Origin of the sequence: Synechococcus sp. A15-60 (assembly GCF_014280095.1) — a bacterium.
GTDB lineage: Bacteria > Cyanobacteriota > Cyanobacteriia > PCC-6307 > Cyanobiaceae > Synechococcus_C.
Genome location: NZ_CP047933.1, coordinates 2447916 through 2472780, shown reverse-complemented (window position 1 = coordinate 2472780; position 24865 = coordinate 2447916). Strand labels below are relative to the sequence as shown.

The following is a 24865-nucleotide window of genomic DNA, read 5'->3' as shown; positions in this document are numbered from 1 at the left end:
AGTTTCGAAAACCCAGGCGAGAGTGACCGTTGGTTTGAACTAAGGGTCACGACCATTGCCACAACTGCTTTCCAATCGTCCACAAGCCACTCCAGTGGAGGCAACGGTTCGGAAAACAGCGGTAACCCCCAACCGTGCTCGCCTCATTCAATCGCTTGATCAGATGGCCTCCATCGGTCTGCAGGCCGATGGCAGTGTGTGTCGGCGCGGCTTCAGTGCGACTGATGTGCAGGGTCGTGATCAGCTGGCGGCCTGGATGAAAGCGTCCGGCTTGAAAGTTCGTGTCGATACGGCTGGCAATCTGATTGGCCGCTTGGAAGGGCAGGATCCCACTTTGCCCGTGCTGATGACGGGCTCTCACTTAGATACGGTGCCAACCGGCGGCCGTTTTGATGGCGTTCTCGGCGTGTTGGCCGGCCTTGAGGCAGCTCGTGCCCTTATGGATGCAGGCCTTGAATTGCGTCATTCCTTTGAAGTGGTGGCCTTCGCTGACGAAGAGTCAACGATGGTCGGTTGCAAGGGCATGGCTGGGACTGCCTCTGCTGAGCCAACGGCTTATGCCACCAGCAACGGTGAGCCGATTGACGTCAACCTGAAGCGCATCGGGGGGCACTGGCCGTCCTTGGCGTCTGCCCGTCGTGCTGATCAGGCGATTGCAGCATTTCTGGAATTGCACGTTGAGCAGGGTGCTGTGCTGGAGCATCGCGGTGATGCCATCGGTGTTGTTGAAGGCATCGTTGGCCAGCGTCGTTTTTCCATTCAGGTGGAGGGTCAGCCCAACCATGCCGGTACGACGCCGATGACGTTGCGCAAGGACGCGTTGGCTGCAGCCTCCAGAGTGGTGCTCGCGGTCGAGTCCATCGCCCAACTTCACCCAGGGGATCCTGTGGCGACGGTGGGTCGGCTGGAGGTTTGGCCCAATGCCGCCAACGTGGTGCCCGGCTCCGTTTCGATGACGGTGGATATTCGGGATCTCAGCCCCGCTGTCTTGGATCAATTGGTCTCCAACCTGGAGATGGAGCTCGAGCGGATTTCCACTGCGACGGGATGCCCCATTCGTTTGGAGCCTCAGTTTCAGGTGGAGCCGACCCCAGCTGATGCCATGGTGATGTCGACCATCGCGTCAGTGGCCACGGATCTCGGCCTCCGCTGGAGTGGGCTGCCGAGTCGTGCCAGTCACGATGCCCAAGAGATTGGCCGTCGCTGGCCGATGGGCATGATTTTTGTTCCCAGCCGCGATGGTCTCAGCCATTCAGCGGCCGAATTCACCACTGACCGCCAGTGTGTGGATGGCACTGCTGTTTTGCTGGAAACCATTCAGCGGCTTGACAGTGCCCTCACATGACCTTTTCGATCGTTGCGCGAGATCCAAGCAACGGCCGGTTTGGGGTCGCAGTGGCAACTTGCCATTTGGCGGTGGGATCCACCGTCCCTCACATTCGTGCGGGGGTTGGTGCTGTGGCTACGCAAGCACACACCAATCCTTATCTCGGCATCTGTGGGCTGGAACGGCTTGAACAAAGTGCGGATGCCGATGAGGTCTTGAGCAGCCTGCTCGCCGATGACCCTCACCGTGATCAACGCCAGTTTCATCTCATTGATTCCACTGGTCGTACAGCCTGTTGGACTGGCCAGTCTTGTGGAGGCTGGGCAGGCCACCGCCATCACGCAAATCTTTCAGTGGCGGGAAATTATTTGGCTAGTAATGCAGTACTTGCAGCAATCGAAGAATCTTTCCTCTGCAGCGACCCGACGTGGAAATTAGGCCGTCGATTGATGTTGGCTCTTCAGGCAGGTGAAGCAGCAGGCGGAGACCAACGCTCTGACACATCAACATCGGCTGCGCTTCAAGTGAGTGGGGAAGCCGCTTTTCCACTTTTGGATTTGCGCGTCGACTTTCGTGATTCTGCCGTTGAAGAGTTGATGCGTGTTTATGAACGCAGTCAGGAGCTCTGGGCTCAAGAGTGGCGCGATTCGTTTGCCGAATTGCCACGCTTAAACCGTCTGATAGCGGGCTGACTCTCAGGAGGCCACTGATGTTGCCCAATCCAGGCTGACGCCGGCTTGGCGAGCATCTTGAGCAAGTTGCTTCATGCAATTCACTTCGAACACGGCCTGCCCGGACAGCAGAGCATCCCACTCACTTTCGGGAAAGTGGCATTGGAGCCAGAACACTCCGTGGATGCTCGCTGGTTGAAGCAGCACCAGGTCGGAGTCGTGAGGTTGTGCAATCAGATCCACGCACCCAATGCATCGCTGGGTCCATTAACTCCTCAAGGCCCTGGCCTCAGTTGTTTTTCTTGATACCGAGTTGCGAATTCCTCAGCGTGTGTACTGAACGCCGCGATAAATCAACTCCACGGGGACCCTTTGAGGAGTGGTCTGGCGGGACTGGTACACATTGCGGCGGTACGTCAGCTGAATCACGGGCTTTTGTGCGGCGCCGTGGTTGGGGCTGTAGGTGTTTCCGCGATAGAGGAGTGTGGTCATGGTTGTTCAACGAAGCAAGCTCAGGTCCCCGTTCCATGGCCTGAGTCGTACTGCGCCACGCGTCTTGCGTGGTGAACGCTTGGTAGCAGTTGCTACTAAATAATTGTCCGCTGTGGATTTCTTCTTTGGTTGTTCAGATGGATACAGTTTTAGAAAACTTTTGCGTTTGATTTTTGCTTGGCGAAACCTTATTTGCCTGCGCTGCTTCCGGTCGTGAGCGGCAGCAACTGCCGCAGGGCGGCTTCGAAGAAACGTGAGCCTTGGGTTTGCAAGTCGTCTCCCACGCGATGCCACATCCGCATGATCTGCGCAGGGCCTTCCGCGCCCATGGCGCTCACCACATAGGCCTCGTCTTGCACGATCCATTGCTGGAGTGATGCCGTGCTCACTTCGAGGTGGCATTGCAGGCCAAGAGCGTGGCGACCGACTCGAAACACCTGTTCTGCACAGTGCAGTGAGGAGCCCAGCAGCGTCGCCTGCTTTGGGAGATGAATCCGGTCGCCGTGCCAATGCAGCACCGTGGTGCTTGTGCCCAGGTTCTTCAGCAACGGTTCGGTGTCGGCTCCGATCAGCCAGTGAATCGCCCCAAGCCCGACTTCTTTTAGGGGCTGAGGTGGTTCCCCTACATGCAGTGGTTCCACTGAACCGCCTGCGGCAACAGCCAGAAGCTGTGCCCCCAGGCAGATGCCGATGACCGGCTTTTCAGCCTGGTGCCAGGCAGTTAGCCAATCGAGTTCTGCTTGGAGCCAGTTCAGTCCTGGGCTGTGTCGATCGTTCACGCCCATCGGTCCCCCCAGCACCAAAGCCAGGCAGTTAGGGCAGTCGCCCGGAGCGGGTAGCGCATCACCCAGGTCGGGACGCAGGATTCGGATGGTGAGGTCTTGTTGGGTTGCCAAACGGCCGATCAAATCAGGCCCTTCGTGGTCCACGTGTTGGACCACCAACAGCGTGGGGCTCAAAGCAGCAGATAGCGCTGGGCCAGGGGCAGCACTTCAGCGGGCTCGCAGGTGAGCAATTCACCGTCGGCGAATACCTCATAGGTCTGCGGGTCCACGCTCACCTCCGGCAGCGCTGAATTCAGCTTGAGTCCGCTCTTACCCACGCTGCGCGTTTCCATTACCGCCCTGCAGGTGCGTTCCAGCCCCAGCTGGCGTTGAATGTCGGCATCCATCGCCGCTGCGCTCACGAAGGTGAGACAACTGGGGGCGAGGGCCTTGCCGAAGGCACCGAACATCGGTCGGCCGTGCACCGGGCCGGGGGTGGGAATCGAGGCGTTGGCATCGCCCATCTGGGCCCAGACGATCGAACCGCCCTTCACCACCAGTTCCGGGCGAATGCCGAAGAAGCCCGGCTTCCAAAGTACGAGATCGGCGAGCTTGCCGGTTTCGATCGACCCCACCTCGCTGCTGATGCCGTGGGCCAACGCCGGGTTGATCGTCACCTTGGCGATGTAGCGCTTCAGCCGGTGGTTGTCGTTGCGAGCGGAGTCTTCCGGCAGGGCACCGCGCTGCACCTTCATCTTGTGGGCGGTCTGGAAGGTGCGTGTGATCACCTCGCCCACGCGGCCCATGGCTTGGGAGTCGCTGGCGATGATCGAGAAGGCGCCCAGGTCGTGAAGGATGTCTTCGGCGGCGATCGTTTCGCGCCGGATCCTTGATTCGGCGAAGGCCACGTCCTCGGGGATCTTCGGGTCGAGGTGGTGGCACACCATCAGCATGTCGAGGTGTTCCTCGAGCGTGTTGCGGGTGTAGGGCCGGGTTGGGTTGGTGCTGCTCGGAAGCACGTTGGCCTCGCCGCAGATCTTGATGATGTCGGGGGCATGGCCGCCGCCGGCACCTTCGGTGTGGAAGGTGTGAATGGTGCGTCCTTTGATGGCGGCGATCGTGTCTTCCACGAAGCCGGCTTCATTCAAGGTGTCGGTGTGGATGCACACTTGTACATCCATCCGGTCGGCCACCGACAGGCAGGCATCGATCGTGGCGGGGGTAGTGCCCCAGTCTTCATGCAGCTTCAGGCCGCAGGCGCCTGCGCGCACCTGCTCTTCCAGGGCTTCTGGGGTGCTGGCGTTGCCTTTGCCGAAGAAGCCCAGGTTCACTGGCAAGCCTTCGGCGGCTTGGAGCATCCGGCCGATGTGGAAGGCGCCGGGCGTGCAGGTGGTGGCATTGGTGCCGGTGGCCGGTCCGGTGCCACCGCCCATCAGGGTGGTGACCCCGCTGGCCAGGGCGGTTTCGATCTGCTGGGGGCAGATGAAGTGGATGTGGGTGTCGATGCCACCGGCCGTGAGGATGTGTCCTTCGCCGGCGATGGCTTCCGTGCCGGGGCCCACCACGATCGTCACCCCTTCCTGGGTGTCGGGGTTACCGGCTTTGCCGATGCCGACGATGCGGCCGTCCTTGAGGCCGACATCCGCTTTCACGATGCCCCACCAGTCGAGGATCAGGGCATTGGTGATCACCGTATCGACGGCGCCTTCGGCACGCGGGGTCTGGGACTGGCCCATGCCGTCGCGGATCACCTTGCCGCCGCCGAACTTCACCTCATCGCCGTAGACGGTGTAGTCCTTCTCGACTTCCAGAATCAGATCGGTGTCGGCCAGGCGAACCCGGTCGCCGGTGGTGGGTCCGTAGGTTTCGGCGTAGGCCTGGCGGGAGATGCGGTAGGGCATGGGTCAGGCGTCGAGGGGTCCGTTGATCTGGCCGTTGAAGCCGATGACGCGTCGCGCACCGGCGAAGGGAATCAGGTGCACGTCGCGGCTGTCGCCGGGTTCGAAGCGGATGGCGGTGCCAGCGGGGATGTCGAGCCGTTGACCGCGGGCCGCGGCACGGTCGAACTGCAGGGCGGCGTTGGCTTCGGCGAAATGGAAATGGGAGCCCACCTGCACCGGCCGGTCGCCGCTGTTGGAGACGCTCAGCGTGGTGACGGGGCGGCCTGCATTCAGCTCGAGTTCTCCCGGTTCGGGTAGCAGTTCGCCTGGTATGAGAGGTGCCATGGGTTCTGCCTCAGCGAATCGGGTCGTGCAGGGTGACGAGCTTGGTGCCATCGGGAAAGACCGCTTCGATCTGCACCTCATGGACGAGCTCGGGCACGCCCTCCATCACCTGGTCTTGACGCAGCCAGGTGGTGCCGTCCTGCATCAGCTCCGCCACGCTCTTGCCGTCGCGGGCGCCTTCCAGCACCAGAAAACTGAGCCAGGCCACCGCTTCGGGGTGGTTGAGTTTCAGACCACGGTTCAAGCGCCGCTCAGCCAGCAGTGCTGCGGTCACGATTAGGAGCTTGTCCTTTTCCTGGGGACTGAGATGCATGGCGAAGCTCGGTCTTGTTCAGTGTGTCTCTGCCGGCGCCGGCGCAGTGTTCAGCGTGGACTTTGATCGCTGTAAGGGCTGTTCCTGTAAGGGCCAAACCCGTGGGATCTCGGGCTGACTGAGGTTCCTCAAATGGCGGGTGCGGGCCCAGATACGGCTGAACCAGAAGCGAGCGTCGCGGCTGGAGTGGCCCAGATAGCGAGCCACCAGTCCTTGCGCCAGCGCACTGCAGCGCATCGTGCCCTCCAGGCCTTCACGATCCGCCCGTGCTCCGTCCAGCAGCTCTTGGATTTCCGATGGTTGCAGCTTGCGAGGGGCGGCCCATGCGAGGGATCCAAACACCGGGGCTCCGCCCATGCCGTGGTTGTCACTCAGGCTGTCGCCCCCCAGTTCGATTCGGTCCACGAGTTCCCAGCGACGTCCTTCAGGGCCACAACGTTGAATCTCCAAGCTGGAGCGCCATCGACCCTGATCGAGCTGTTCGCCCGCAGCGGTCCGTCCTAGTCGCACAATCTCGGCACTGAGGAACGACGCGTTGTCAGGCAGGGTCACGTTCAGGTTCTGCTCATAGAGCGCGTTGGCATACAGCACCAGTTCCTGGGGGAGCCACTCCAGATCCCCATGGTCACTGAGATGTGCCTTCACGGTTTGCTGTGCCCAAGAGCCTTGGGGCTGGATGCGGCTAAGGCCGATCGATCCATACACCTTCTGCGCGGCCACACTGGTTACCAGGCTGCGACTGTGATCTAAAAGGTTCAGATCGATGCTGAGGCGGTCACCCCCCACCAGCCCTCCCGCTGTGTGCAGAAGGGGGATATCGCAGCGGCCATCGCCGCCGATTTCGCCTCGCATCAGTTTGAAGGGCGCACTGCAGCCCCCTTGATGGCGTGTGCGGCCGTGCTGATCCATGTGGAATTGCAGCTGGCAACGGCCGTGCCAGGGCTCAAGACCTCTCATTCGAGAAGGCTCGGATGGCAAGGACCGATTGTTTTGTAGCAGTGCACACCAAATTTGGGGACGTTGCTGGGCAGTCTTCAAGCAGCAAGAGGGTTGCTAGTGAGTGACACGGTGATCGTGTTGGAGAAGCGTTGTGAGCCAGACGGTGCGATGGTCGGTTTGCAGCTGCCGCTGACCGCGACTGAGCGCACTGTGCTGCGAGGAAGGCGTCAGACGGCTTGCGGTTGCCAGGTTTTGCTCCAACTGCCGAGGCATGGTGCTTTGAAGCCCGGGGATTGCCTCACGGATCAAGCCTGTTCCGTGCGGGTGGAGGTCACCGCTGCACCGGAAGCCTTGCTGCGAGTGCAAGCGGGGTCTGCTCTGGCATTGCTCAAAGCGGCTTATCACCTGGGTAATCGCCATGTGGCTCTTGAGCTGCATGAGCAACAGCTGCTATTGCCAGACGATCCTGTGCTGGCTGACATGTTGCAGACCCTGGGGCTGCGGGTGAGCCGCTGCTGTCAGCCCTTCGCTCCTGAACGTGGGGCCTATGCGGAGCATTCCCACGGATGACGTCGCTGTCTTTGCTCCAGCTGGTGAGTCCTGCCCTTCCGGTGGGCGCTTTCAGTTATTCCGAGGGGCTGGAAGTGCTGATTCAGTCGGGGGCGATTGCGGATGACTTTCAGTTGCAGGGTTGGTTGGAGGCTGAGCTGTGCCGTGGTGCCTTGCGCTTGGAGGCTTCCGCGCTTCCCTCATTAGCGCGGGAGGTTGCGGCCTGGTGCGGGGGTGATGCTGCGGCAAAGCAGCGCTTGATCGATTTGGATGGATGGCTTCTGGCCACCCGTGAAGCTTCTGAGGTCCGTGCGCAACTGCGTCAGATGGGATTGTCTTTGGTTCAGTTGTTGGCTGACATGGGCCGGCCGCTCCCCGACGCGGTGCCATTGAGCTGGCCAAGCGCCTGGGCCGCTGCGGCATCGGCGTTAGAGGTTTCCAAGGAGGAGATGGTGGAGGGTTATCTCTACGGCTGGGTTGCCAATCAGCTCAGTGCTGCCGTTCGGCTGCTGCCGCTGGGGCCGACGCGTGCTCAGGTGCTGCAGCACCGCTTGCAGCCCTTGATTAGGCGTGAAGCGGAACAATTGCTGGCCTGTGGGTCTCGAACGCTCTGGAATGGTGGCGTGGGTGCGGGGATGGCACAGCTCGCCCATGCTGAGTTGTATTCCCGCCTGTTTCGAAGCTGATGAGCAGCAAGCTGCGTCTTGGGGTGGCTGGTCCGGTGGGTTCAGGGAAAACGGCCCTGGTGGAAGCGCTCTGTCGTCGCCTCCGTGATCAACTGCAGCTGGCTGTGGTAACCAACGATATTTATACGCATGAGGATGCCCAATTCCTGACGCGTGTTGGAGCTCTGGAGCCGGAGCGGATTCGTGGAGTGGAGACCGGTGGCTGCCCCCACACGGCGATTCGTGAGGACTGCTCGATTAATCGGGCGGCTGTTGCTGAGTTGGAGGGCCAGTTCCCTGGTCTGGATCTGGTGCTGGTGGAAAGCGGTGGTGACAATCTCGCGGCCAGCTTCAGTCCAGAGCTGGTTGACCTTTGCATTTATGTCATCGATGTGGCGGCTGGCGACAAGATTCCGCGCAAAGGCGGGCCCGGTATTACGCGGTCGGATCTGCTGGTGATCAACAAGATTGATCTGGCCCCATTGGTTGGAGCCGATCTGGCGGTGATGGAGCGCGACACGCTCGCGATGCGCGGGGAGCGTCCTTGGTGCTTCACCAATCTCCACAGCGGAGAGGGGCTCGAACGCATCATTGAGTTTGTGTATCGACAGCTACCTAATCTTTGATTGCCGCCCGCTTGGGGGGCAAAAATGTTCCTCTTGATACGTTCTTGTAGTGAGTGTGAGGGCCATGGTCAGGGTTCGGTCGTCGTCAGACGTCCGTCCATCACCGTATTGCACATTTCATGAGCTCCTCTCTCTCAAAGCGTTTGTTTGCCGGCCTGGCCGCAACGTCGTTGGGTCTGGCTGTGACCGCCTGCGGCGGTGGTGAGAAGGCCGCCACCAACGCCAAGTGCGACGCCAATGGCGAAAACTGCACTGTCACCGTCGGCATCCTTCACTCCTTAACCGGCACGATGGCGATCTCCGAGAAGACGCTTGTCGATACCGAAGAGTTGGCGATCGAAGAGATCAACGCCGCCGGCGGCGTTGAAGTGGATGGCAAGAAATACATGATCGAAACCATCGTTGAAGACGGTGCTTCTTCTTGGCCCACCTTCGCTGAGAAGTCCAAAAAGCTGATCGACCAGGACAATGTGCCTGTGGTCTTTGGTGGTTGGACCTCCGCCAGCCGCAAGGAAATGCTCCCGGTTTACGAGTCCAAGGACGCTTTCCTCTACTACCCGATCCAGTACGAGGGTCAGGAGTGCTCCAACAACATCTTCTACACCGGTGCGACTCCGAACCAGCAGTCTGAGCCTGCGACCAAGTTCATGTATGAGAAGTCGCCTGCCGCTGGCAAGCCCTTCTTCCTCGTGGGTTCGGACTACGTCTTCCCCCGCACCTCCAACACCATCACCAAATCCCAGGTGGAGCAGCTGGGCGGCACGGTGGTCGGCGAGGACTACCTGCCCTTGGGTAACACGGAAGTCGCCCCGATCATCGCCAAGATCAAGGAGGCCCTGCCTGACGGCGGTGTGATCATCAACACCCTGAATGGTGACCAAAACGTCGCCTTCTTCAAGCAGATTCAGGATGCTGGCCTCACCCCCGCCAACGGTTACTACGTGATGAGCTACTCCATCGCGGAAGAGGAGATCAGCACGATTGGACCTGAGTTCCTTGAGGGCCACTACGGCGCTTGGAACTACATGATGTCAATCGACACGCCTGCTTCCAAGAAGTTCGCGGCTGACTTCAAGGCGAAGTACGGCGAAGACCGTCAGGTGGCTGACCCTCAGGAGTCTGCCTACAACATGGTTTATCTCTGGAAAGCTGCCGTTGAGAAGGCCAACAGCTTCGAGAACGACAAGGTGCGTGAAGCTCTCGTCGGCATCGAATTTGATGCGCCTCAGGGCAAGGTCACTGTGATGCCGAATCATCACCTGTCCCAAACCGTGCGCATCGGTCAGATCACCAAGGATGGACAGTTCGCCATCCTCGAGGAGACCGATGGCCCGATCGCTCCCCAGGCCTGGAACCAGATCCACCCTGATTCCACCGGCTTTGCCTGCGACTGGACCGATGCCTCCAAGGGCGGCAAGTACAAGCTCTGATCGGCTGATTCAAGCTCGATCTTTCCTTGCAGAGGAGCTCGTTTTCGGGCTCCTTTTTTCGTCGTTTTCCTGAACGTTTCGTTTCAGACAGTCGTGCAACTGCTTTTTGAAAGCCTGTTCAACGGCGTGGCTATCGGCTCAGTGCTGCTCATGGCCGCCCTTGGATTGGCGATTGTTTTTGGCCTGATGGGGGTGATCAACCTCGCCCATGGTGAGCTGATCATGCTGGGGGCGTACACCACTTTCGTGGTGCAGTTGATTTTTAAGTTGCCGGCGTTGGCCCCCGTCTACGACCTTTACGTCCTGGTTTCGATTCCAATCGCGTTTCTCGTCAGCGGCGTGGTTGGTGTGTTGTTGGAACGCACGGTGATTCGCCGTCTTTACGGCAATCCCTTGGAGACGTTGTTGGCGACCTGGGGAGTCAGTCTGATCCTCCAGCAGTTCGTGCGCAGTGTCCCGATGGCCAATGCGTCGGGCTTGATTCTTGCGCTTGTGGTGGGTTTCGGTTTGCCGTTGTTTCTCCCAGATCGTTGGCTGGATGGTTCTCGCTCACGGCTGGTTCGCGCGGGGAGCTGGGGCGTCGCAGCCCTCATGGGCGTTGTTCTGGCGAATGGCCTGGGGTCTCAGATCAGTCGACTGGCTCAGGCGGATGCCCGAAATGTGGATGTCACGGCTCCGCAATGGATGCGCGGCGGGATCGACTTGCTTGGCTTGACCGTTCCGGTGCCGCGTTTGGTGATCATCGTGGTCACCGTGGTGGCGGTGCTTGGGGTCACCTGGTTCCTGAACCGCAGTGTCTGGGGAATGCGTATCCGTGCCGTGACCCAGAACCGATCCATGAGTGACTGTTTGGGCATCGCGACCGACACGGTTGATGTTCTGACGTTTGGCATTGGCTCAGGCTTGGCCGGTGTGGCCGGTGTGGCCGTCTCCCTGCTGGGTTCCGTGGGCCCGAATGTCGGCAACTCTTACATCGTGGGCTGTTTCATGGTCGTGGTGCTGGGCGGCGTTGGCAATTTGTTTGGCACGGTGCTGGCCTCCTTCACGATCGGTTGGTTGACAGATCTGATCGGAGCCGGCCGATTACTCACGCTCTGGCCCGACATGCCTGCCCCGTTGGCTGGTGCTGTGACCTTCTTTGCCACCACCAGCATGGCCCAAGTGATGATCTTCGCTCTGATCGTGGTGTTCTTGCAGTTCCGCCCTGCGGGAATGTTCCCCCAGAAGGGACGCATGGTGGAGGCTTGATCTGATGTTGCAGCTCCTTCAACAGCCTCGTTGGCGTCAGCTTCTTCTCTGGGTGGTGATTCTTGCCGCCATCGTCGCGGCCCCTGCGGTGCTGTCTGAGTTCAGGCTCAATCTGTTGGGTCGTTTTCTGGCCTTGGCGATTGTGGCTCTCGGCATCGATTTGATCTGGGGCTTCACCGGTCTCCTCAGTCTTGGCCAGGGAATTTTCTTCGCGTTGGGTGGTTATGCCGCTGCCATGTATCTGCAACTCAGCAGTGCTGGCGATCTCCTCAATGGAATTCCCGAATTTTTCAGCCTTTATGGCGTCAGTGAGCTGCCGTTTTTTTGGCATCCCTTTGCATCTCCATGGTTCACTTTGGTCGCGATCTGGTTGGTTCCCGGTCTTTTGGCAGCCGTTTTGGGTGGTCTGGTGTTCCGCAACCGGATCAAAGGGGTCTATTTCTCGATCCTGACTCAGGCTGCCCTGCTCGTCTTCTACAACTTCTTCAATGGCCAGCAGAAACTGATCAACGGCACCAACGGATTGCAGACGCCGGCGACGAAATTGTTTGGTCAGTTCGTCGGTTCTGAATTGATGCAGCGGTGGTTTTTCTGGGTGACCGCTGTTGTGGTGATTGTGGTTTGGGCGTTCTTGCGTTGGGTGGTGCGCGGTCGCTTTGGTGATGTGTTGATCGCCATTCGTGATGACGAACCGCGTCTTCGTTTTGCCGGATACAACCCCACATTGTTTAAGACCATCGTGTTCGGTTTGGCCGGTGCCCTTGCGGGCATCGGTGGAGCTCTCTACACCGTCCAATCCGGTAGTGCCTCGCCGCAATTCATGGAGGTGCCGATGTCGATTGACATGGTGATCTGGGTGGCGGTCGGGGGACGCGGCACCTTGGTGGGAGCGATTCTCGGCGCTGTGGTGATCAACTACGCCCAGAGTCTGGTGAGTGAGGTGTTTCCGGAGACCTGGCTGTTCATTCAGGGCGGATTGTTCATCCTGGTGGTGACGGTTCTGCCGGAGGGTGTGATCGGCTGGTTCCGTGGCGAAGGCCCTGGCAACGGGTTCAACCGATTGGGTTCCTTGCTCAACCAAGTGGGCAATCAAGCGATTGCCTGGGGCGATGTGCTGATCGACAAAAGTGTTGATTCAACAGCGATGAACCGTCTCGGCATCTGGCTGGTTCGATGTGGTCAGTTACTCAACAACCTGGGGATTGTGCGTCGTAGTGGGACGTATCCGCAGCTCGAATTTGAAGGTCAGGAGGAGGTGCAGCCATGAGCCATTCCTTGTTGGAACTGAGTCAGATCACCGTCAGCTTCGATGGGTTTCTGGCCCTTCGTGATCTCAATCTTTCCTTGCAGCCTGGTGAGTTGCGGGCTGTGATCGGACCCAATGGAGCCGGGAAGACCACTTTCCTGGATGTGATCACTGGTAAAACGCCCCCCACAGAAGGGGATGTGGTGTTCAAGGGTCGTTCGCTGATCGGAACCAGCGAGCACCTCATCGCACGCTTGGGGATCGGTCGCAAGTTCCAGAGCCCGCGGGTGTTTGAAAAGCTCACGGTGAAGGAAAATCTCGCCCTGGCGGTGAGTCGACCCAAGCAACCCTGGCCGTTGTTGTTCGGAGGCCTAAGTGCTGAGCAGCGTGACCGGGTGCATCACTTGATGGGCATCGTCAATTTGCAGCACCGTTCCGACTGGAAGGCAGGTTCCCTGTCCCACGGACAGAAGCAGTGGTTAGAGATTGCAATGCTCGTCGGTCAGGACCCTGATTTGTTGCTGGTCGATGAGCCGGTTGCAGGGCTAACGGATGAGGAGACTGACCTCACCGCGGATCTACTCAAATCCCTGGCCGGTGATCACACGGTGCTGGTGATCGAACACGACATGGAGTTCATCCGCCGCCTCGAGAGTCCGGTCACGGTTCTGCATCAGGGCCATGTGCTCTGTGAGGGAACCATGGATCAAGTTCAGGTCGATCAACGCGTGATTGATGTGTATCTCGGCAGCACTGAGGAGGAGAACGCATGACGACGCTGTTAGAGATTCGAGGTCTCAATACCTTCTACGGCGAGAGTCACATCCTTCGGGATGTGGATCTCACGGTGAAGGCTGGAGAGATGGTTTGCCTGATTGGGCGCAATGGTGTCGGCAAGACCACCCTGCTGAAGTCCTTGATCGGTCTGTTGCGTCCGCGCAGCGGTCAGATCAGCTTCGATGGCAAGGGACTCGACCGCGCGGCTCCACATCAACGGGCACGGGCTGGGTTGGGGTATGTCCCCCAGGGCCGTGAAATCATTCCTCAGCTCACGGTTGAGGAAAACCTGCTGCTCGGGATGGAAGCTTTGCCCGGTGGGCTGAGTAGCCGCCGTCGGATCGATCCCATCGTTTATGAGCTCTTTCCTGTGCTGCAGGAGTTCCTCCCGCGAAAGGGAGGTGATTTGAGCGGCGGACAACAGCAGCAACTCGCCATCGCCAGAGCCCTGCTCGGCAAGCCAAAGCTGCTGTTACTGGATGAACCCACGGAGGGCATTCAGCCCAACATCGTGCAGGACATCGAGTCGGCGGTGCGGCGGATTATCGCTGAAACGGGGATCGGTGTTCTGCTGGTTGAGCAACACCTGAATTTCGTGCGACAAGCGGATCGTTATTACGCGATGCAGCGGGGTGGAATCGTTGCCAGCGGTCCCACCAGTGAGCTCAGCCAATCGGTGGTGGATGAGTTTCTCAGCGTCTGAGCTTGGGTTCGTGCTGTGTTCAAGGCCGAGTTGCACCAAAGGGTTTGCACGGTCTAGGCAAAGCTCCTGAAGCAGCCAAGGTAGTTCTTGGAAGGCTCAGGCACTCTTCGCTGCCGCCGCCTCTTCCACATACACATAGTCGGTGATATCAGCACGCACATGCAACATCTGACCCTGGGGTGACATCTGCCAGATCTCGAGTCGCGTTTGCTCCGGAGCTTCGAACCAGAACACCTCCATGGGCATGACGACCTTTTCTCGATAAAACTGTTGATCGCCGATCAGCTTCACGATCACCATCCGGTTGGTGTCGTTGCGATAAACGCACTCAAGCATTGGAAGTAAAGACAAGGTCCCCAATGTCGCTAGCCGGCGACAAGGTCAATGTCTGATTGGTCACCGAATCAGCACTGACTCAGAACCAATTTTCTGTGGTGATACCAAACGCTCGATTTATGTAGCGATGACTGCATCCATCGGCAACGCAGAAGGGAGTGATTCAGGCAGCTGTGGGTGTGGACGGTCGGCTGGGGCGGGTCAGCCGAGGATTCACGGTTTCGCAGTTCGGTCGGCGAGGCCGGCGCATCATGGCGGAGCTGTAAGTCGAGGAACGACCAGCCTGTCCTGCCTGCGCAAGGTCATCTGCAAAGGAAGGATTGCAGCTGTTCAGGCGCGACCAACTCGGCAGCTGATGGGCGATGGGGGATTCCATCAATGAGGCAAGACCAGGCCGCAGCAGATCGGCGAATCGGTGGACGGCCAACTCTTCTCCGTGGCGGTCATAGGGGAGTCGATTAATGGCGGAGTCGAGACCAAACTGGCGCACGCGATCTTCTCCGACTCGTCGGTAGAGCACTTCGAGAGTTGGGAGCTGATCCATGGAGACCACGCAACCTTCATGTTCCATCAGGCTACGCAGAACCGTGCAGAAGATTTCGCTAGCCATGCGTTGAAGACCTTCATTGGGCTTCTGTCCGAGGTCTTTGTGTTTGTGATCGAACAGGCCCAGGTCCACTTGAGTGATGCGGCTGGGTGCCACATGGCGGTAGACCTCAGACAGGAGACCCATTTCCAGCCCCCAGTCGGAGGGGATGCGTAGGTTCATGGCCAGATCGCGCGTAAACGCGAACTCACCTGCAAGGGGATAACGGAAGGTTTGCAAATAGCGCAGGTAAGGGAGGGGCCCAAAGATCTGCTCGAGACTGGCTAGGAGCGGTCCAACAAACAAGCGTGTGGCACGACCCTGAAGTGCCTGTGTTTCCAGAGAGAGGCGGCTGTAGAAGGCCTTGACGTAGGCCATGCCGTGGGAGGGGTCCAACAAAGGCCGCAGCATCCGTTCTGGATAGCCCGAACCGAAGGTGCGAATGTCAGCGTCGAACAGTCCGATCACCTCCGCGTCTTGGCAGGCAACTCCCAGGCCTTGCCACACAGCCCAACCCTTGCCGGGAGGCCCGGTCAATTCCAGCCCAAGACTTGCCATGGACGAAAGCACTTCTCCGACGGCGGGGCCATTGGTCCAATGCACGCGCACAGGGAATGGCATGTCGGCGAAGAAGCGCTCCGCTTCTGCGACATCCTCAGCGCTCTCTGCCGAGAGTGCGATCACGAGGGATGTCAGTTCGGTGAGTGATGCCAGGGTGTCGCGGATGAGCGTCAGAGCCGGACGGCTGAATTCCTCCATCAGGCAAGGAATCAAGAGGGCCGTCGGTCGCTGCTTGAGTTCCTTGTTGAAGGCAATGGCATCGAGGTTGCCAAGGCTGTAGTCATGAACCGTGGTGATCAGACTCTGCTGAAAATCCATGCGGTGTCCAATGCGACAACAGAGGAGAGAGACCTGCTCCATACCTGACACGTGTTCAGCTGGAACGTGATGCAGTCTCCGCGTGATGAAACGCTGCGAGCTCTGCTGAGAAATCTCTACCCGGACAATTCTTCCGGTGATCTCGAAGAGTTGTCGTCGCAATTGCTGCAAATTCTCGGTCACGCTGCTGTTCATGCCGATCCATCCCTCGATGTTGAGCCGTGGTTTGGCAATGACGTGGTGCTAATCACCTATGCCGATGCTGTCCTCGATGAGCAAAAGCCTGGACTGCAAGGGTTAAGCAGGTTTGTGAACCGCCATTTGCGGCTCTTTGCTCCGGTGATCCACGTGCTTCCGTTCCTGGAATCCACGAGTGACGGTGGGTTTGCTGTAGCCAGCCATGAGCGCCTTGAGTCCCGTCATGGCGAGTGGAGTGATCTCGCAGCCTTGGCTGAAGGGCGGCGTTTGATGGCGGATCTGGTGCTGAACCATGTGTCGGCGTCTCACCCGTGGGTGCGTCAGTTCCTTCGCGACGAGGCGCCCGGCCGGTTCTGTGTGCTGGAGGCTGAGCCGCATCCCTGTTGGGATTCAGTTGTGCGTCCCCGCAGTTCTGCGTTGTTCACGCGCTTGCAAGGCCCATCCGGTCATCGTCAGGTGTGGACCACGTTTGGCCCGGATCAGGTGGATGTGAACTGGCGGCATCCAGAAGTGCTGCTGGGATTCGTCCGCTTGCTGAAACAGAAGTTGTCCCATGGCGTGCGTTGGATTCGTCTCGATGCCGTGGGTTTTGTCTGGAAAGAGCCGCATACCGACTGCATCCACCGCCCTGAGGCCCATCAGCTGGTGGAAGTGCTGCGCTACTTGATGTCTCATGTCTGTGGCGACGGTGGTGTCGTCGTGACCGAGACCAACGTTCCTGAACAGGAGAATCTGTCGTATTTGCGCAGTGGTCGAGAGGCCCATCTGGCGTACAACTTTCCCTTGCCACCCCTGCTGCTTGAAGCAACGATCAGCGGCTCTGCTGATCTACTCAACAGCTGGTTGGCCCGTTGGCCGGAGCTGCCGGACTCCACTTCATTGCTCAATTTCACCGCCTGCCACGACGGGGTGGGATTGAGACCCTTGGAGGGATTGATGCCTCAGCAGCGACTGTTGAATCTGTTGATCGATTGTGAACAGCGTGGTGGTCTGGTGAGTCATCGTCGCCTGGCCTCTGGAGAGGAGGTTCCTTATGAGATCAACATCAGTTGGTGGAGTGCGATGGCTGATGGAGGGATCGACCCCGCTTACCTTCAGCGGGAACGGTTTCTGCTGACCCATCTGCTGATGCTGGTGCTGCCCGGAGTGCCGGCTTTTTATCTTCCCGCCATCCTGGCCACACCCAACGATCTGGCCCGCTTTCGCATTAGTGGCCATCGCCGTGATCTGAATCGGCCTCAGTTCAAGTCCTCGACGCTGGAACGCCGTCTTGCGGATCCTGAAAGTGATGCGACGGCTGTGCTGACGGTGATGAATCAGGCACTAGCACGACGGGCGGAGTTGCCAGCGCTCCATCCCGATGCCGACATGGAGCTGCTCAGTCCCGACCGCGTGGATCGCGTGGTGTTGCGCCGCACCCTCGATGGTCAGAGTCTTGTGGCCGTGCACAACATGACTGCATCCCGTCTGACCTTGGACCCAGCACGGCTCGGCGGTGATCCGGAAATGGATTGGACCGATTGTTTGAGCGGTCAGGTGCTCCACCCACGCAGGCTGCATGCCCTGGAGCCTTATGCAGTGCTGTGGTTGGTTCAGTAATGACCAAGACTCCGCAATCCCTCTGGTGGGTCGTTACGGATCTGGACGGCACCTTGATGGACCATCACTACGACTGGTCCCCTGCCAAAGCAGCCATTCAGCGACTGCAGCGTTGTGGTGTGCCTGTGATTCCTTGCACCAGCAAGACCGCCGAAGAGGTGTCGCGTTTTCGGGAGCAGATCGGATTGCATGACCCGTTCATTGTTGAAAACGGTGGGGCGATTCACGGTGAATCATCCGATGGCAAACCCTGGCATCTGGCCTTGGGTCCCAGCTGGCAAGAGTTGCGACCGCAGCTGGATCAGCTTGCGCAGGACTTGGGGCAACCGCTGCAAGCCCTGGATGATCTGAATGCCGATGATGCTCACCGCTTATTAGGGCTCCAGGGAGACGCGTTACGCCAGGCGCAGCGACGTCAATGCAGTGTTCCCTTTGTGTCGCCGACGGATCCTGCGTCACGCGACAAGCTTCTGAGTCTTGCTGCCCAACGGCGACTGTCTGTGGTGCAGGGCAATCGTCTCGGGCACCTGTTGGGTCTGGATGTCAGCAAAGGCAAGGCATTGCAGCGGCTGAAGCAGCACTTGGGATGTCCGGATGTGAAGGTGCTTGGACTCGGCGATTCCCCGAATGATCTGCCGTTGCTGGACGCCAGCGATTGTGCGGTGGTGGTTCCAGGTGCCAATGGACCGCACCCTGCGTTGAAACCAGGACTTGACGCGGGCCTCTATCAGTTGGCACCAGCCCCTCACGGGGTCGGCTGGTCGGCCGCTGTGCTGCGTCTCATCCCTGGGCTCTAGGCGCTTCATCCTTCACTGCTGGGGCACGCACGTGGATGCGGGCGATCATGCAGGTATTGATGGCATCACGATGGGAAGGCTGCGTTTTTGGCTCGGTTCTCTGATCACCGGCCTGGTTGTCAGTTCTGGGTCAGTGACCGTCGCGGCTGAACGGATTGTGTTTCGTTTCGGGGAGCTCGCCAGAGATGTCTCTGTGCCGGAGCTGCGCCAATTCAGTGAGACCGGAGCCGTGGCTCCAGAGTTGCAACCGATCCTGCAGCGGTTGAAACCTGCGGAGCAACTTGCACTACGCAGAGTGCTCAGCCAGCCGTTGCCGGTGGATGAGGTTTCTGTCTCCAATCTGCTCAGCACCCCATTAGGCCGCCGTTCACTTCAGCAGCTGGTGAAGGTGCTGGATCAACCGGCTTCGGTGGCGGAACCGGCCTTGTCGTCTGCTCTGGTGCTTGGCGCAGCCAAGCCCGGAGGTCTGCGTTTGATCAACGTGTTGGAGGCTTATCCCACGCAACGGCTTCCTGTGAACGTCGCTGCGGTGCTGTCCCTGGAGCAGTCACTGACGTTGGGCATGGCTCAACAGGAGGCGATGTTCGACATCCTGACCAGCGGCAAGACGGTTCCTGTCGCAGGATCCGAGCTCACCGCCCTTTCGGTCGAGGGCTCGATCCCATTCCGTCAGATCCCTTTTCAATTCCAGGGGCGTGATGGTGAGCGCATCAGCGCTATCGCCTACTTACCGGAGTCGTCGACTGCCGCTAGCCCAGCTCCACTGGTAGCGATTGCCCCTGGTCTCAACTCCAACATGAATGCGCTTCTGTATGTGGGGCGTCACTTAGCTAGCCATGGCTATGCGGTGGCGTCGCTGAATTTTCCATTCACCAGCGCCGATGCTGTTCAAGCTGTGATTCAGGGCACTGCCTTGATTCCACCGGTGAATGCCTGGTTCGCTCAGCCCTTGGATGTGAGTGCCTTAATTGATCAGGTGGAGCAGCGTTGGGGTGCTCGCGTGGACACCCAACGGGTGGGCGTGCTGGGCCAGTCTCTGGGGGGATACACCGTCACGGCGTTGGCGGGGGCTGAGCTCGACTGGGCGGCCCTCGACCGTCAGTGCCTCCAGCTGTCGGATCCAAAGGTCGTGGTGCTCAATCCCGCCATGGTCTGGCAGTGTTCCGGGCATGACCAGGTGTCGCAACGCAAGAGCTTTCGTGATCCGCGCGTGAAGGTTGCCGTTGCCGTTAACCCTGTGATCAATCCGATTTTCAGTGCCACTTCGATACAGGCACTGGCCGTTCCGATCCTGATGGTGTCGGGCAGCAACGACATCTTTGCTCCCTCCATCTCCCAGCAGTTGATCCCCTTCAGCTGGATTCAGCAGCCGGGCTCGCTTCTGGTGCTCCAGCGCAACGGCACGCATCTGTCGTTCTTGGAGGGCACTTCCGATCTTCCGCCTAAGGTTCTTGGCCCCGATCTTCCGCTTGCTCGCAGGCAGCTCAAGGGGATGGCACGCGGTTTCTTTGACCAACTCCTGCGCTTGCAGCCGGTGATGCCCTCGTTGCTGCCGACTCCGACTGATCCGTTGGTGGCGGCGGGGCGTGATCCCCTGAAGTTGCTGGTGATGCCCCGCCTCAGCCGCCAGCAGCTGGAACGGGTGGCACCGGGCCTCGATCTGGATCAAGCCGCTGCGTCAGGTCTGTGAGAGCACGGGGGGAGGCTGACCCTCCAGCCCGCTCACGGGTCCCTTCGCTAGATCATGGATCGAGGTGGAGGTCAGACAAGGGGGGCAACCCTTTGAGTTCAGGAGCTGAGCAGTTGGCGCCACAGCGTTTCCGCTTGGAGTTCACTGCGCAACGGCTGGTCATTCGTTGCCTTCAGTGCTCTGCAGCCGAGGCTGTTGATGAGCAGCGCCTGATCGCCGGATTGCAGCTCAGCGCCCAGCGTGGCTTCCCGGGCCAGCCCCCGCTGGAGCAGTTGCGCGCGCATCACACCAGGCAGGCAGCCACTGCTGAGCGGTGGCGTGATCCATTCGCCCTGACGGAGCACCAGCAGGTTGGCACTGTCGCCGCAACAGAGGTTTCCACGGGTATTGCGCAGCAGTGCTAGCTCGGCTCCATGGCGCTGCGCTTCCCGGCGGGCTTGGATCGATTGGCCGTAGGCCAAGGTCTTGCAACGGCTGAGCAAGCTGCAATCGTTGCGCTGCTCCTGCGTGCAGATCCAGGTTTTGGTCGGCTCGAAGCAGAGCGGATGGGGCTGCAGGGTGAACCAGAAGCGATGCTGCGTGGCATCCGGCGTCTCATGGGGAACTCCGATGCCTCGACCGGCGACGCGGCCACGGCTCCAGTTCAGTCTCAAAGCGCCTGCGCTGCCGCTGTGATTCAGGTTGACTCGCGCGATGGCTTCGTCGATCAAGTGGTCCAGCGCGGCTCGATCTGGCGGCGTGGCCATGCCCAGCAGCAGTGCGCTCTGATGCCAGCGCTGCAGGTGGGCCTCGAGCAGCTGGGCTTTGCCGTTGAGGATCAGCACGGTTTCGAACAGCCCATCCGCCAGCTGCAGGCCGCGATCGGAGAGCGGTAGATGGAGGCTGTGGCTGTCTCCCCATTGGCCGTCATGCCACGCCAGCCCAGACGAGGTCATGCGAGCGCCTCCAGCAGCGGCAGCAGTTTCCAGTCCAATTCGTCGGCCTCAGCGGCGGGATCCGAGTCGGCGACAATGCCGCAGCCGGCATGCAAGCGCAGAGCAGCGTCTTTGCGCAGCAGGGTGCGAATCAGGATGTTGCTGTCGAAGCGGCCATCCCAGTCGATGTGCAAGATCGATCCGCAATAGGGACCACGTCCCAGCGGTTCCAGCTCCTGCAGGCGTTGGCATGCCCTCAGCTTGGGGGCTCCTGTGATGGAGCCGCCCGGCCAGCTCGCTTCCAGCAGATCCACCCAGGTGGTGCCCGCTTTCAGCTGGCCGGTAACCACCGAGGTGAGGTGATGCACGCGTGCATAACTTTCCAGGCGCACCAGATCCGGCACCTGCACTGAGCCTGGAACACAAACGCGGCCGAGGTCATTGCGCAACAGGTCTACGATCATCACGTTCTCGGCTCGGTCTTTGGCGCTGCACACCAGTTCGGCCGCCAGGTCATCGTCGATGCGCGGATCGGGATGGCGTGGACGGGTGCCTTTGATCGGTCGGGTCTGCACGGCTCCACCTGGCATGACTTCAAGGAACCGCTCCGGTGAGGTAGACAGCACGGCTTCGCCTGCGGCGGTGCCGCCGCCGACTAGCAAACCGCTGAAGGGGGCGGGGCATCGTTGGCGCAGGCGTTGATAGAGCGCCAGGTTGCTTGTGTGGTGCGGAAGCGTTGCGCTCGCACAGGCGGTGAGGTTCGCCTGAAAGAGATCTCCGCTGGCGATCAGTTCACGGATGCGCGTTACCCCAGCCATGAACGCGTCGCGGTTGCTGTGGCGGTGCCATTGGCAACTGAGCCGCTGCGTCGCGGTGACTTCGGGCGCGATGGCCTCAATCAGATGGGTTTCCAGCTGATGCCCTACCGCAGCATGGCGGGTGGGGTCGATGCCTTCCAGGTGAAGTTCTTTGGCCTGCAGGTCAAAGCGCAGCACTGGATCGTGACGCGCAATCCAAAGGCTGGCCATGGCATCGGCACGCCAGGGGTTCGTCGGTTCTGTCCAGGCCGCGGCGTCGTAACTCAGCCAGCCGGTCCAGTGACCTGGGCTCAGCTGCCGCAGTCTGGAAAAGGGGTTGGTGGCATCAGGATCGCCAGGTAGGCCGCGGCAGCAGTGCTGTTCCAAAGGATCCGCTGCCAGGGTGATGCGCCCTCCCAGTTCGCCGCCATCGCCGTCCAGCCAGATGAGGCCCTGCTCTCCATGCAGATGGGCCAGAACAGCCGCGACCTCAGCGGGTTCACGCCATGGCAATCGCCTGCGCAGCACTCTCATCGCCTGGCGATGCTGCAAAGATCAGGCCGACCGGCTTCCCGCAGCGCGGCATCGCGGATTCGGCAGCTGTCACACACGCCGCAAGGGTCATCACCGCCGCTGTAACAGCTCCAGGTGCGTTCGATCGGGACCCCTAGGCGTAGCGCTTCTTCCACGATTTTTAGCTTGCTCCACTCTACCAGTGGTGCCCACAGCCGTGGGCCACGCCCTTCACGGCCCACCTTACTGCTGAGATCCGCCAGGGTCTGAAAAGCGTCCAAGTAGTCCGGTCGGCAGTCGGGGTAACCGGAGTAGTCCACGGCATTGACGCCCAGCACAAGGCGATCGGCGCCGCGGGCTTCGGCCAGGCTCAGCCCGATACTGATGAATACCGTATTGCGCCCGGGGACATAAGTGCTGGGGATCACCCCGTCTTGCACGCCATCAACTGGCAAAGCTTGCGCGTTGTCGGTGAGTGAGGACCCTCCCCAGCTGGCCAGGTTGACGCTGACCGTGTGGTGTTCCACCAGGTTGAGGGCTTCAGCGATTGCCGCGGCCGACTGCAATTCGCGCCGGTGTCGCTGGCCGTAGTCAAATGACAAGCCGATCACCCGTCCTCCGGCTTCTTGCGCTAAAGCCGCTGCTGTGGCGGAGTCAAGCCCGCCGGAGAGCAGGGCGATCGCAGAGAAATCGGTCATGCTGTGCATTCTGTTGCCCAAAAGGGGATGACGAAGTCCGTGCGTGTTCCGTTGACGCCGATGACCGCCGTGGGATCTGGCCTGGCGCTGCTGTTGATGATGCCGACGGTTGCCGCAGCGGTTCCTCGTCTCGATCTGAGCGGCTATCCCGCGCCCGCACCGGGTCTGCAGCGTTGGGTGATTCAGCCCTCGGGTCTGCTGCCCAACAGTTCTGATCCGATCATTTCCGCTCGGCCGATTGACTGGCGCATCCAGCTGATCGTTGGCCAGGAGGTTGACCTGGATTGCAACGTGCAGCGCTTATCAGGCTCTGGAATGACCATGCGCATGCTTCCAGAGGCCTCCGGCAAGGCGCTTTTTGAGGTGCGGGGACCGATGGCGCTGATCAGCACGCGCGAGGCTTGTCCGGCGGACGAACCCACAAAGCGTTCCTTCCTGTCCTTGGGCAAGCAGCCCTATCTGGTTCCGTACAACGCCTCCTGGCCGATCGTGGTGGATCTGCCCAAGGGTGCTCAGTTGCGCTGGCGTCTTTGGAGAGCGGAGACGCGCCAACAGGAGGCAGTTGAGCTTTAGGAGCGGGTGAAGCGCTGAAGGATGCCGATCAGAGTTCTCTGAGGGAGTCGGTCTTGCTTTGGAAGGTGTTGAGCAGCAGTTGCAGGTAACTGACGCTTCGCAGCTTGATGTTGGCGGTTAGCGACATGCCCACTTGCAAAGGCAGAGTTGTTCCACTGCTCAGTTGCAGTTGCTGGCTGTTCAGCTTGATCACGGCAGGGAATTTGTATTCCTGACGCAACTGCTGCTGATCGGGGGGGAGCGCGTCTGATCCCACCGATGCCACCGTGCCCTCCAGAACGCCGAAATCACTAGCCGGGAACGAGTCGATGCTGATGTCAGCCGGCTGCCCCGGTCGCACGAAACCGATTTTGTTGCTTGGGATCTCCACATCGGCTTCCAGGGTGCTGAAGGGCACCACCTTCAGGGCCACTTCGGATGACAAGGCCTGGGAGATGAAGCCGGGGTTGTTCAGTTTCAGATCGAACACGATCCCATCCACGGGCGCGCGCAGGGTTTGGTTCTTGTTGGTGACTTTGACTTCGGTGAAGTTGGCGTTCAGTTGCGCACGTTCGCTGCGTAAGCCGGCGAGCTCGGCGCTCAGTTGTTCGATCTGCTGGTCGATCTGGTTGATCTGACGACGTCCTTCAAGATCCAGTTTGGTGAGCTCGCCCTTGAGCTCCTGCACCCTGTTGCGTTGCTGAAGATATTGAATGTCTTGGATGCCGCCTTCCTGAGCGAGGCTGGCGAGGCGGGTGAGGATCTCCTGCTCGAGGCTGAGGTTGGCACGGGTGGTGGCAACCTGTTCGCGGTTGAGATCCAACGTCCTCTCCCTTTCCAGCTTCTTCAGCTGCAGCTGCTGTTCCTTCTGTGCAATCTGCGTGTCTTTTTCCTGCAACCCCTGGGTGAGTGACTTGAGCTGTTCAGCGGTGCTTTCCTGATCCAAGCGAATCAGCGGGTCGCCTTTGGAGACCCGCTGGCCGTTCTTCACCAAGATCTCCTCCACCACGCCGCCGGGTGGAATGCGCACGTCTTTCACGTTGCCGACAGGTTCGAGCTTGCCGGTGGCGACCACCACTTCTTCGGTGCGCGCCACCGCTAGCCAGCCGATGCCCAAAAAGGTGGTGCCGATCAGGCTCCAGGTGACCGCTTTCATCCAGAAGCGGCTCTGCTGCAGCACATTCTCCTCTTCGGAGATGGTCGTGATGCGGCTCTCCAGTGCGGAGCGCGCCTGCTTCACCAGCTTGCCGGCAGCACTGACCTGCTCCTGGTTGGCGTTCTGACCACCTGGGCCCTGCGGGGACTTGTTGACGTTCGGATCCATGGTCATC

27 protein-coding genes are annotated in these 24865 nt (G+C 60.0%); 14 read left to right on the top strand and 13 right to left on the bottom strand.

What is annotated here, in order from left to right; translation table 11 throughout:
• Positions 1-55: 55 nt before the first annotated feature.
• Positions 56-1345: a Zn-dependent hydrolase gene (locus SynA1560_RS13310; protein ID WP_370523165.1), complete on the top strand. Its 1290-nt coding sequence runs from the start codon at positions 56-58 to the stop codon at positions 1343-1345.
• On the top strand, positions 1342-2019 hold the full coding sequence (locus SynA1560_RS13305) for a DUF1028 domain-containing protein (protein WP_186469692.1): 678 nt from the start codon (positions 1342-1344) through the stop codon (positions 2017-2019). The genes SynA1560_RS13310 and SynA1560_RS13305 overlap by 4 nt, the downstream gene beginning before the upstream one ends.
• Positions 2020-2022: 3 nt before the next feature.
• On the opposite strand, the gene SynA1560_RS13300 is transcribed toward SynA1560_RS13305, so the two are convergent.
• The 7 genes from SynA1560_RS13300 to SynA1560_RS13270 form a co-directional block, all read right to left on the bottom strand.
• Positions 2023-2241 (bottom strand): hypothetical protein, encoded by a 219-nt coding sequence (locus tag SynA1560_RS13300; RefSeq protein ID WP_186500780.1) that lies wholly within the window; start codon positions 2239-2241, stop codon positions 2023-2025.
• An 81-nt stretch (positions 2242-2322) separates the two neighbouring features.
• Positions 2323-2490 carry a DUF4278 domain-containing protein gene (locus tag SynA1560_RS13295; protein ID WP_186469690.1) on the bottom strand — a complete coding sequence of 56 codons (168 nt, stop codon included), beginning with the start codon at positions 2488-2490 and terminating at the stop codon, positions 2323-2325.
• Positions 2491-2678: 188 nt separating this feature from the next.
• Entirely contained in the window at positions 2679-3431 is a 753-nt protein-coding gene (locus SynA1560_RS13290) for a type 1 glutamine amidotransferase (protein WP_255476985.1), read from the bottom strand.
• Positions 3432-3445: 14 nt separating this feature from the next.
• A complete protein-coding gene (ureC, locus tag SynA1560_RS13285) occupies positions 3446-5155 on the bottom strand; it encodes an urease subunit alpha (protein ID WP_186469688.1) in 1710 nt (569 codons plus the stop codon).
• A gap of 3 nt (positions 5156-5158) precedes the next feature.
• Complete coding sequence (locus tag SynA1560_RS13280) at positions 5159-5479, bottom strand: urease subunit beta (RefSeq protein WP_186469687.1); 321 nt, start codon at positions 5477-5479, stop codon at positions 5159-5161.
• 10 nt (positions 5480-5489) lie between these two features.
• Positions 5490-5792, bottom strand: coding sequence for an urease subunit gamma (locus tag SynA1560_RS13275; protein ID WP_038552166.1), 303 nt, complete (start codon positions 5790-5792; stop codon positions 5490-5492).
• Positions 5793-5810: 18 nt separating this feature from the next.
• Positions 5811-6749, bottom strand: a complete 939-nt coding sequence (locus tag SynA1560_RS13270; RefSeq protein ID WP_186471230.1) for an urease accessory protein UreD — start codon at positions 6747-6749, stop codon at positions 5811-5813.
• 99 nt (positions 6750-6848) lie between these two features.
• On the opposite strand from SynA1560_RS13270, the gene ureE reads away from it, so the two are divergent.
• From ureE to urtE, 8 genes are all read left to right on the top strand, one after another.
• Positions 6849-7301, top strand: a complete 453-nt coding sequence (gene ureE / locus SynA1560_RS13265) for an urease accessory protein UreE (RefSeq protein WP_186469686.1) — start codon at positions 6849-6851, stop codon at positions 7299-7301.
• Positions 7298-7966: an urease accessory protein UreF gene (locus tag SynA1560_RS13260; RefSeq protein ID WP_186469685.1), complete on the top strand. Its 669-nt coding sequence runs from the start codon at positions 7298-7300 to the stop codon at positions 7964-7966. The genes ureE and SynA1560_RS13260 overlap by 4 nt, the downstream gene beginning before the upstream one ends.
• The gene (gene ureG, locus SynA1560_RS13255; protein WP_186500778.1) at positions 7966-8571 is read left to right on the top strand and encodes an urease accessory protein UreG; all 606 of its coding nucleotides are present in this window, start codon (positions 7966-7968) and stop codon (positions 8569-8571) included. Before SynA1560_RS13260 ends, ureG begins: the two co-directional genes overlap by 1 nt.
• A gap of 119 nt (positions 8572-8690) precedes the next feature.
• Positions 8691-10001 carry an urea ABC transporter substrate-binding protein gene (gene urtA, locus SynA1560_RS13250; protein ID WP_186469683.1) on the top strand — a complete coding sequence of 437 codons (1311 nt, stop codon included), beginning with the start codon at positions 8691-8693 and terminating at the stop codon, positions 9999-10001.
• Between the two features lie 93 nt (positions 10002-10094).
• Entirely contained in the window at positions 10095-11249 is a 1155-nt protein-coding gene (locus SynA1560_RS13245) for a branched-chain amino acid ABC transporter permease (protein WP_186469682.1), read from the top strand.
• A gap of 4 nt (positions 11250-11253) precedes the next feature.
• Entirely contained in the window at positions 11254-12516 is a 1263-nt protein-coding gene (gene urtC, locus SynA1560_RS13240) for an urea ABC transporter permease subunit UrtC (RefSeq protein WP_255476984.1), read from the top strand.
• Entirely contained in the window at positions 12513-13268 is a 756-nt protein-coding gene (gene urtD, locus SynA1560_RS13235; RefSeq protein WP_186469681.1) for an urea ABC transporter ATP-binding protein UrtD, read from the top strand. The genes urtC and urtD overlap by 4 nt, the downstream gene beginning before the upstream one ends.
• Positions 13265-13975, top strand: a complete 711-nt coding sequence (gene urtE, locus SynA1560_RS13230) for an urea ABC transporter ATP-binding subunit UrtE (RefSeq protein ID WP_186500777.1) — start codon at positions 13265-13267, stop codon at positions 13973-13975. Before urtD ends, urtE begins: the two co-directional genes overlap by 4 nt.
• A gap of 96 nt (positions 13976-14071) precedes the next feature.
• Here urtE and SynA1560_RS13225 read toward each other — a convergent pair whose 3' ends face one another.
• A complete protein-coding gene (locus SynA1560_RS13225; protein WP_186469679.1) occupies positions 14072-14311 on the bottom strand; it encodes a DUF1830 domain-containing protein in 240 nt (79 codons plus the stop codon).
• Positions 14312-14474: 163 nt separating this feature from the next.
• Complete coding sequence (locus tag SynA1560_RS13220) at positions 14475-15776, bottom strand: glycosyl transferase (RefSeq protein WP_186471229.1); 1302 nt, start codon at positions 15774-15776, stop codon at positions 14475-14477.
• Positions 15777-15845: 69 nt separating this feature from the next.
• On the opposite strand from SynA1560_RS13220, the gene SynA1560_RS13215 reads away from it, so the two are divergent.
• The 3 genes from SynA1560_RS13215 to SynA1560_RS13205 are packed head-to-tail and all read left to right on the top strand — an operon-like array spanning position 15846 to position 20060.
• Positions 15846-17573 carry an alpha-amylase family glycosyl hydrolase gene (locus SynA1560_RS13215; protein WP_186500776.1) on the top strand — a complete coding sequence of 576 codons (1728 nt, stop codon included), beginning with the start codon at positions 15846-15848 and terminating at the stop codon, positions 17571-17573.
• On the top strand, positions 17573-18370 hold the full coding sequence (locus SynA1560_RS13210) for an HAD-IIB family hydrolase (protein WP_186469678.1): 798 nt from the start codon (positions 17573-17575) through the stop codon (positions 18368-18370). The genes SynA1560_RS13215 and SynA1560_RS13210 overlap by 1 nt, the downstream gene beginning before the upstream one ends.
• Before the next feature lie 31 nt (positions 18371-18401).
• Positions 18402-20060, top strand: a complete 1659-nt coding sequence (locus SynA1560_RS13205; protein ID WP_255476983.1) for an alpha/beta hydrolase — start codon at positions 18402-18404, stop codon at positions 20058-20060.
• Positions 20061-20158: 98 nt separating this feature from the next.
• Here SynA1560_RS13205 and SynA1560_RS13200 read toward each other — a convergent pair whose 3' ends face one another.
• The 3 genes from SynA1560_RS13200 to queC are packed head-to-tail and all read right to left on the bottom strand — an operon-like array spanning position 20159 to position 22982.
• On the bottom strand, positions 20159-20995 hold the full coding sequence (locus SynA1560_RS13200) for an aminotransferase class IV (RefSeq protein WP_186469677.1): 837 nt from the start codon (positions 20993-20995) through the stop codon (positions 20159-20161).
• Complete coding sequence (locus SynA1560_RS13195) at positions 20992-22305, bottom strand: anthranilate synthase component I family protein (RefSeq protein ID WP_186501694.1); 1314 nt, start codon at positions 22303-22305, stop codon at positions 20992-20994. Before SynA1560_RS13195 ends, SynA1560_RS13200 begins: the two co-directional genes overlap by 4 nt.
• Positions 22302-22982, bottom strand: a complete 681-nt coding sequence (gene queC, locus SynA1560_RS13190) for a 7-cyano-7-deazaguanine synthase QueC (RefSeq protein ID WP_186469676.1) — start codon at positions 22980-22982, stop codon at positions 22302-22304. Before queC ends, SynA1560_RS13195 begins: the two co-directional genes overlap by 4 nt.
• Before the next feature lie 27 nt (positions 22983-23009).
• On the opposite strand from queC, the gene SynA1560_RS13185 reads away from it, so the two are divergent.
• Entirely contained in the window at positions 23010-23555 is a 546-nt protein-coding gene (locus SynA1560_RS13185) for an ecotin family protein (protein ID WP_370523164.1), read from the top strand.
• Between the two features lie 28 nt (positions 23556-23583).
• Here SynA1560_RS13185 and SynA1560_RS13180 read toward each other — a convergent pair whose 3' ends face one another.
• Positions 23584-24864, bottom strand: coding sequence for an HlyD family secretion protein (locus SynA1560_RS13180; RefSeq protein WP_186500775.1), 1281 nt, complete (start codon positions 24862-24864; stop codon positions 23584-23586).
• Position 24865: the final 1 nt, after the last annotated feature.

Coding starts and splice junctions, on each gene's coding strand:
- urtA (WP_186469683.1), top strand. CDS start 8,691: ATGAGCTCCTCTCTCTCAAAGCGTTTGTTTGCCGGCCTGGCCGCAACG.
- SynA1560_RS13210 (WP_186469678.1), top strand. CDS start 17,573: ATGACCAAGACTCCGCAATCCCTCTGGTGGGTCGTTACGGATCTGGAC.
- SynA1560_RS13295 (WP_186469690.1), bottom strand. CDS start 2,490: ATGACCACACTCCTCTATCGCGGAAACACCTACAGCCCCAACCACGGC.
- SynA1560_RS13270 (WP_186471230.1), bottom strand. CDS start 6,749: ATGAGAGGTCTTGAGCCCTGGCACGGCCGTTGCCAGCTGCAATTCCAC.
- SynA1560_RS13260 (WP_186469685.1), top strand. CDS start 7,298: ATGACGTCGCTGTCTTTGCTCCAGCTGGTGAGTCCTGCCCTTCCGGTG.
- SynA1560_RS13220 (WP_186471229.1), bottom strand. CDS start 15,776: ATGGATTTTCAGCAGAGTCTGATCACCACGGTTCATGACTACAGCCTT.
- queC (WP_186469676.1), bottom strand. CDS start 22,982: ATGACCGATTTCTCTGCGATCGCCCTGCTCTCCGGCGGGCTTGACTCC.
- urtE (WP_186500777.1), top strand. CDS start 13,265: ATGACGACGCTGTTAGAGATTCGAGGTCTCAATACCTTCTACGGCGAG.
- SynA1560_RS13275 (WP_038552166.1), bottom strand. CDS start 5,792: ATGCATCTCAGTCCCCAGGAAAAGGACAAGCTCCTAATCGTGACCGCA.
- SynA1560_RS13215 (WP_186500776.1), top strand. CDS start 15,846: ATGCAGTCTCCGCGTGATGAAACGCTGCGAGCTCTGCTGAGAAATCTC.
- SynA1560_RS13180 (WP_186500775.1), bottom strand. CDS start 24,864: ATGACCATGGATCCGAACGTCAACAAGTCCCCGCAGGGCCCAGGTGGT.
- urtD (WP_186469681.1), top strand. CDS start 12,513: ATGAGCCATTCCTTGTTGGAACTGAGTCAGATCACCGTCAGCTTCGAT.
- SynA1560_RS13305 (WP_186469692.1), top strand. CDS start 1,342: ATGACCTTTTCGATCGTTGCGCGAGATCCAAGCAACGGCCGGTTTGGG.
- urtC (WP_255476984.1), top strand. CDS start 11,254: ATGTTGCAGCTCCTTCAACAGCCTCGTTGGCGTCAGCTTCTTCTCTGG.
- SynA1560_RS13225 (WP_186469679.1), bottom strand. CDS start 14,311: ATGCTTGAGTGCGTTTATCGCAACGACACCAACCGGATGGTGATCGTG.
- SynA1560_RS13185 (WP_370523164.1), top strand. CDS start 23,010: ATGACGAAGTCCGTGCGTGTTCCGTTGACGCCGATGACCGCCGTGGGA.
- SynA1560_RS13280 (WP_186469687.1), bottom strand. CDS start 5,479: ATGGCACCTCTCATACCAGGCGAACTGCTACCCGAACCGGGAGAACTC.
- SynA1560_RS13200 (WP_186469677.1), bottom strand. CDS start 20,995: ATGACCTCGTCTGGGCTGGCGTGGCATGACGGCCAATGGGGAGACAGC.
- ureG (WP_186500778.1), top strand. CDS start 7,966: ATGAGCAGCAAGCTGCGTCTTGGGGTGGCTGGTCCGGTGGGTTCAGGG.
- ureC (WP_186469688.1), bottom strand. CDS start 5,155: ATGCCCTACCGCATCTCCCGCCAGGCCTACGCCGAAACCTACGGACCC.
- SynA1560_RS13195 (WP_186501694.1), bottom strand. CDS start 22,305: ATGAGAGTGCTGCGCAGGCGATTGCCATGGCGTGAACCCGCTGAGGTC.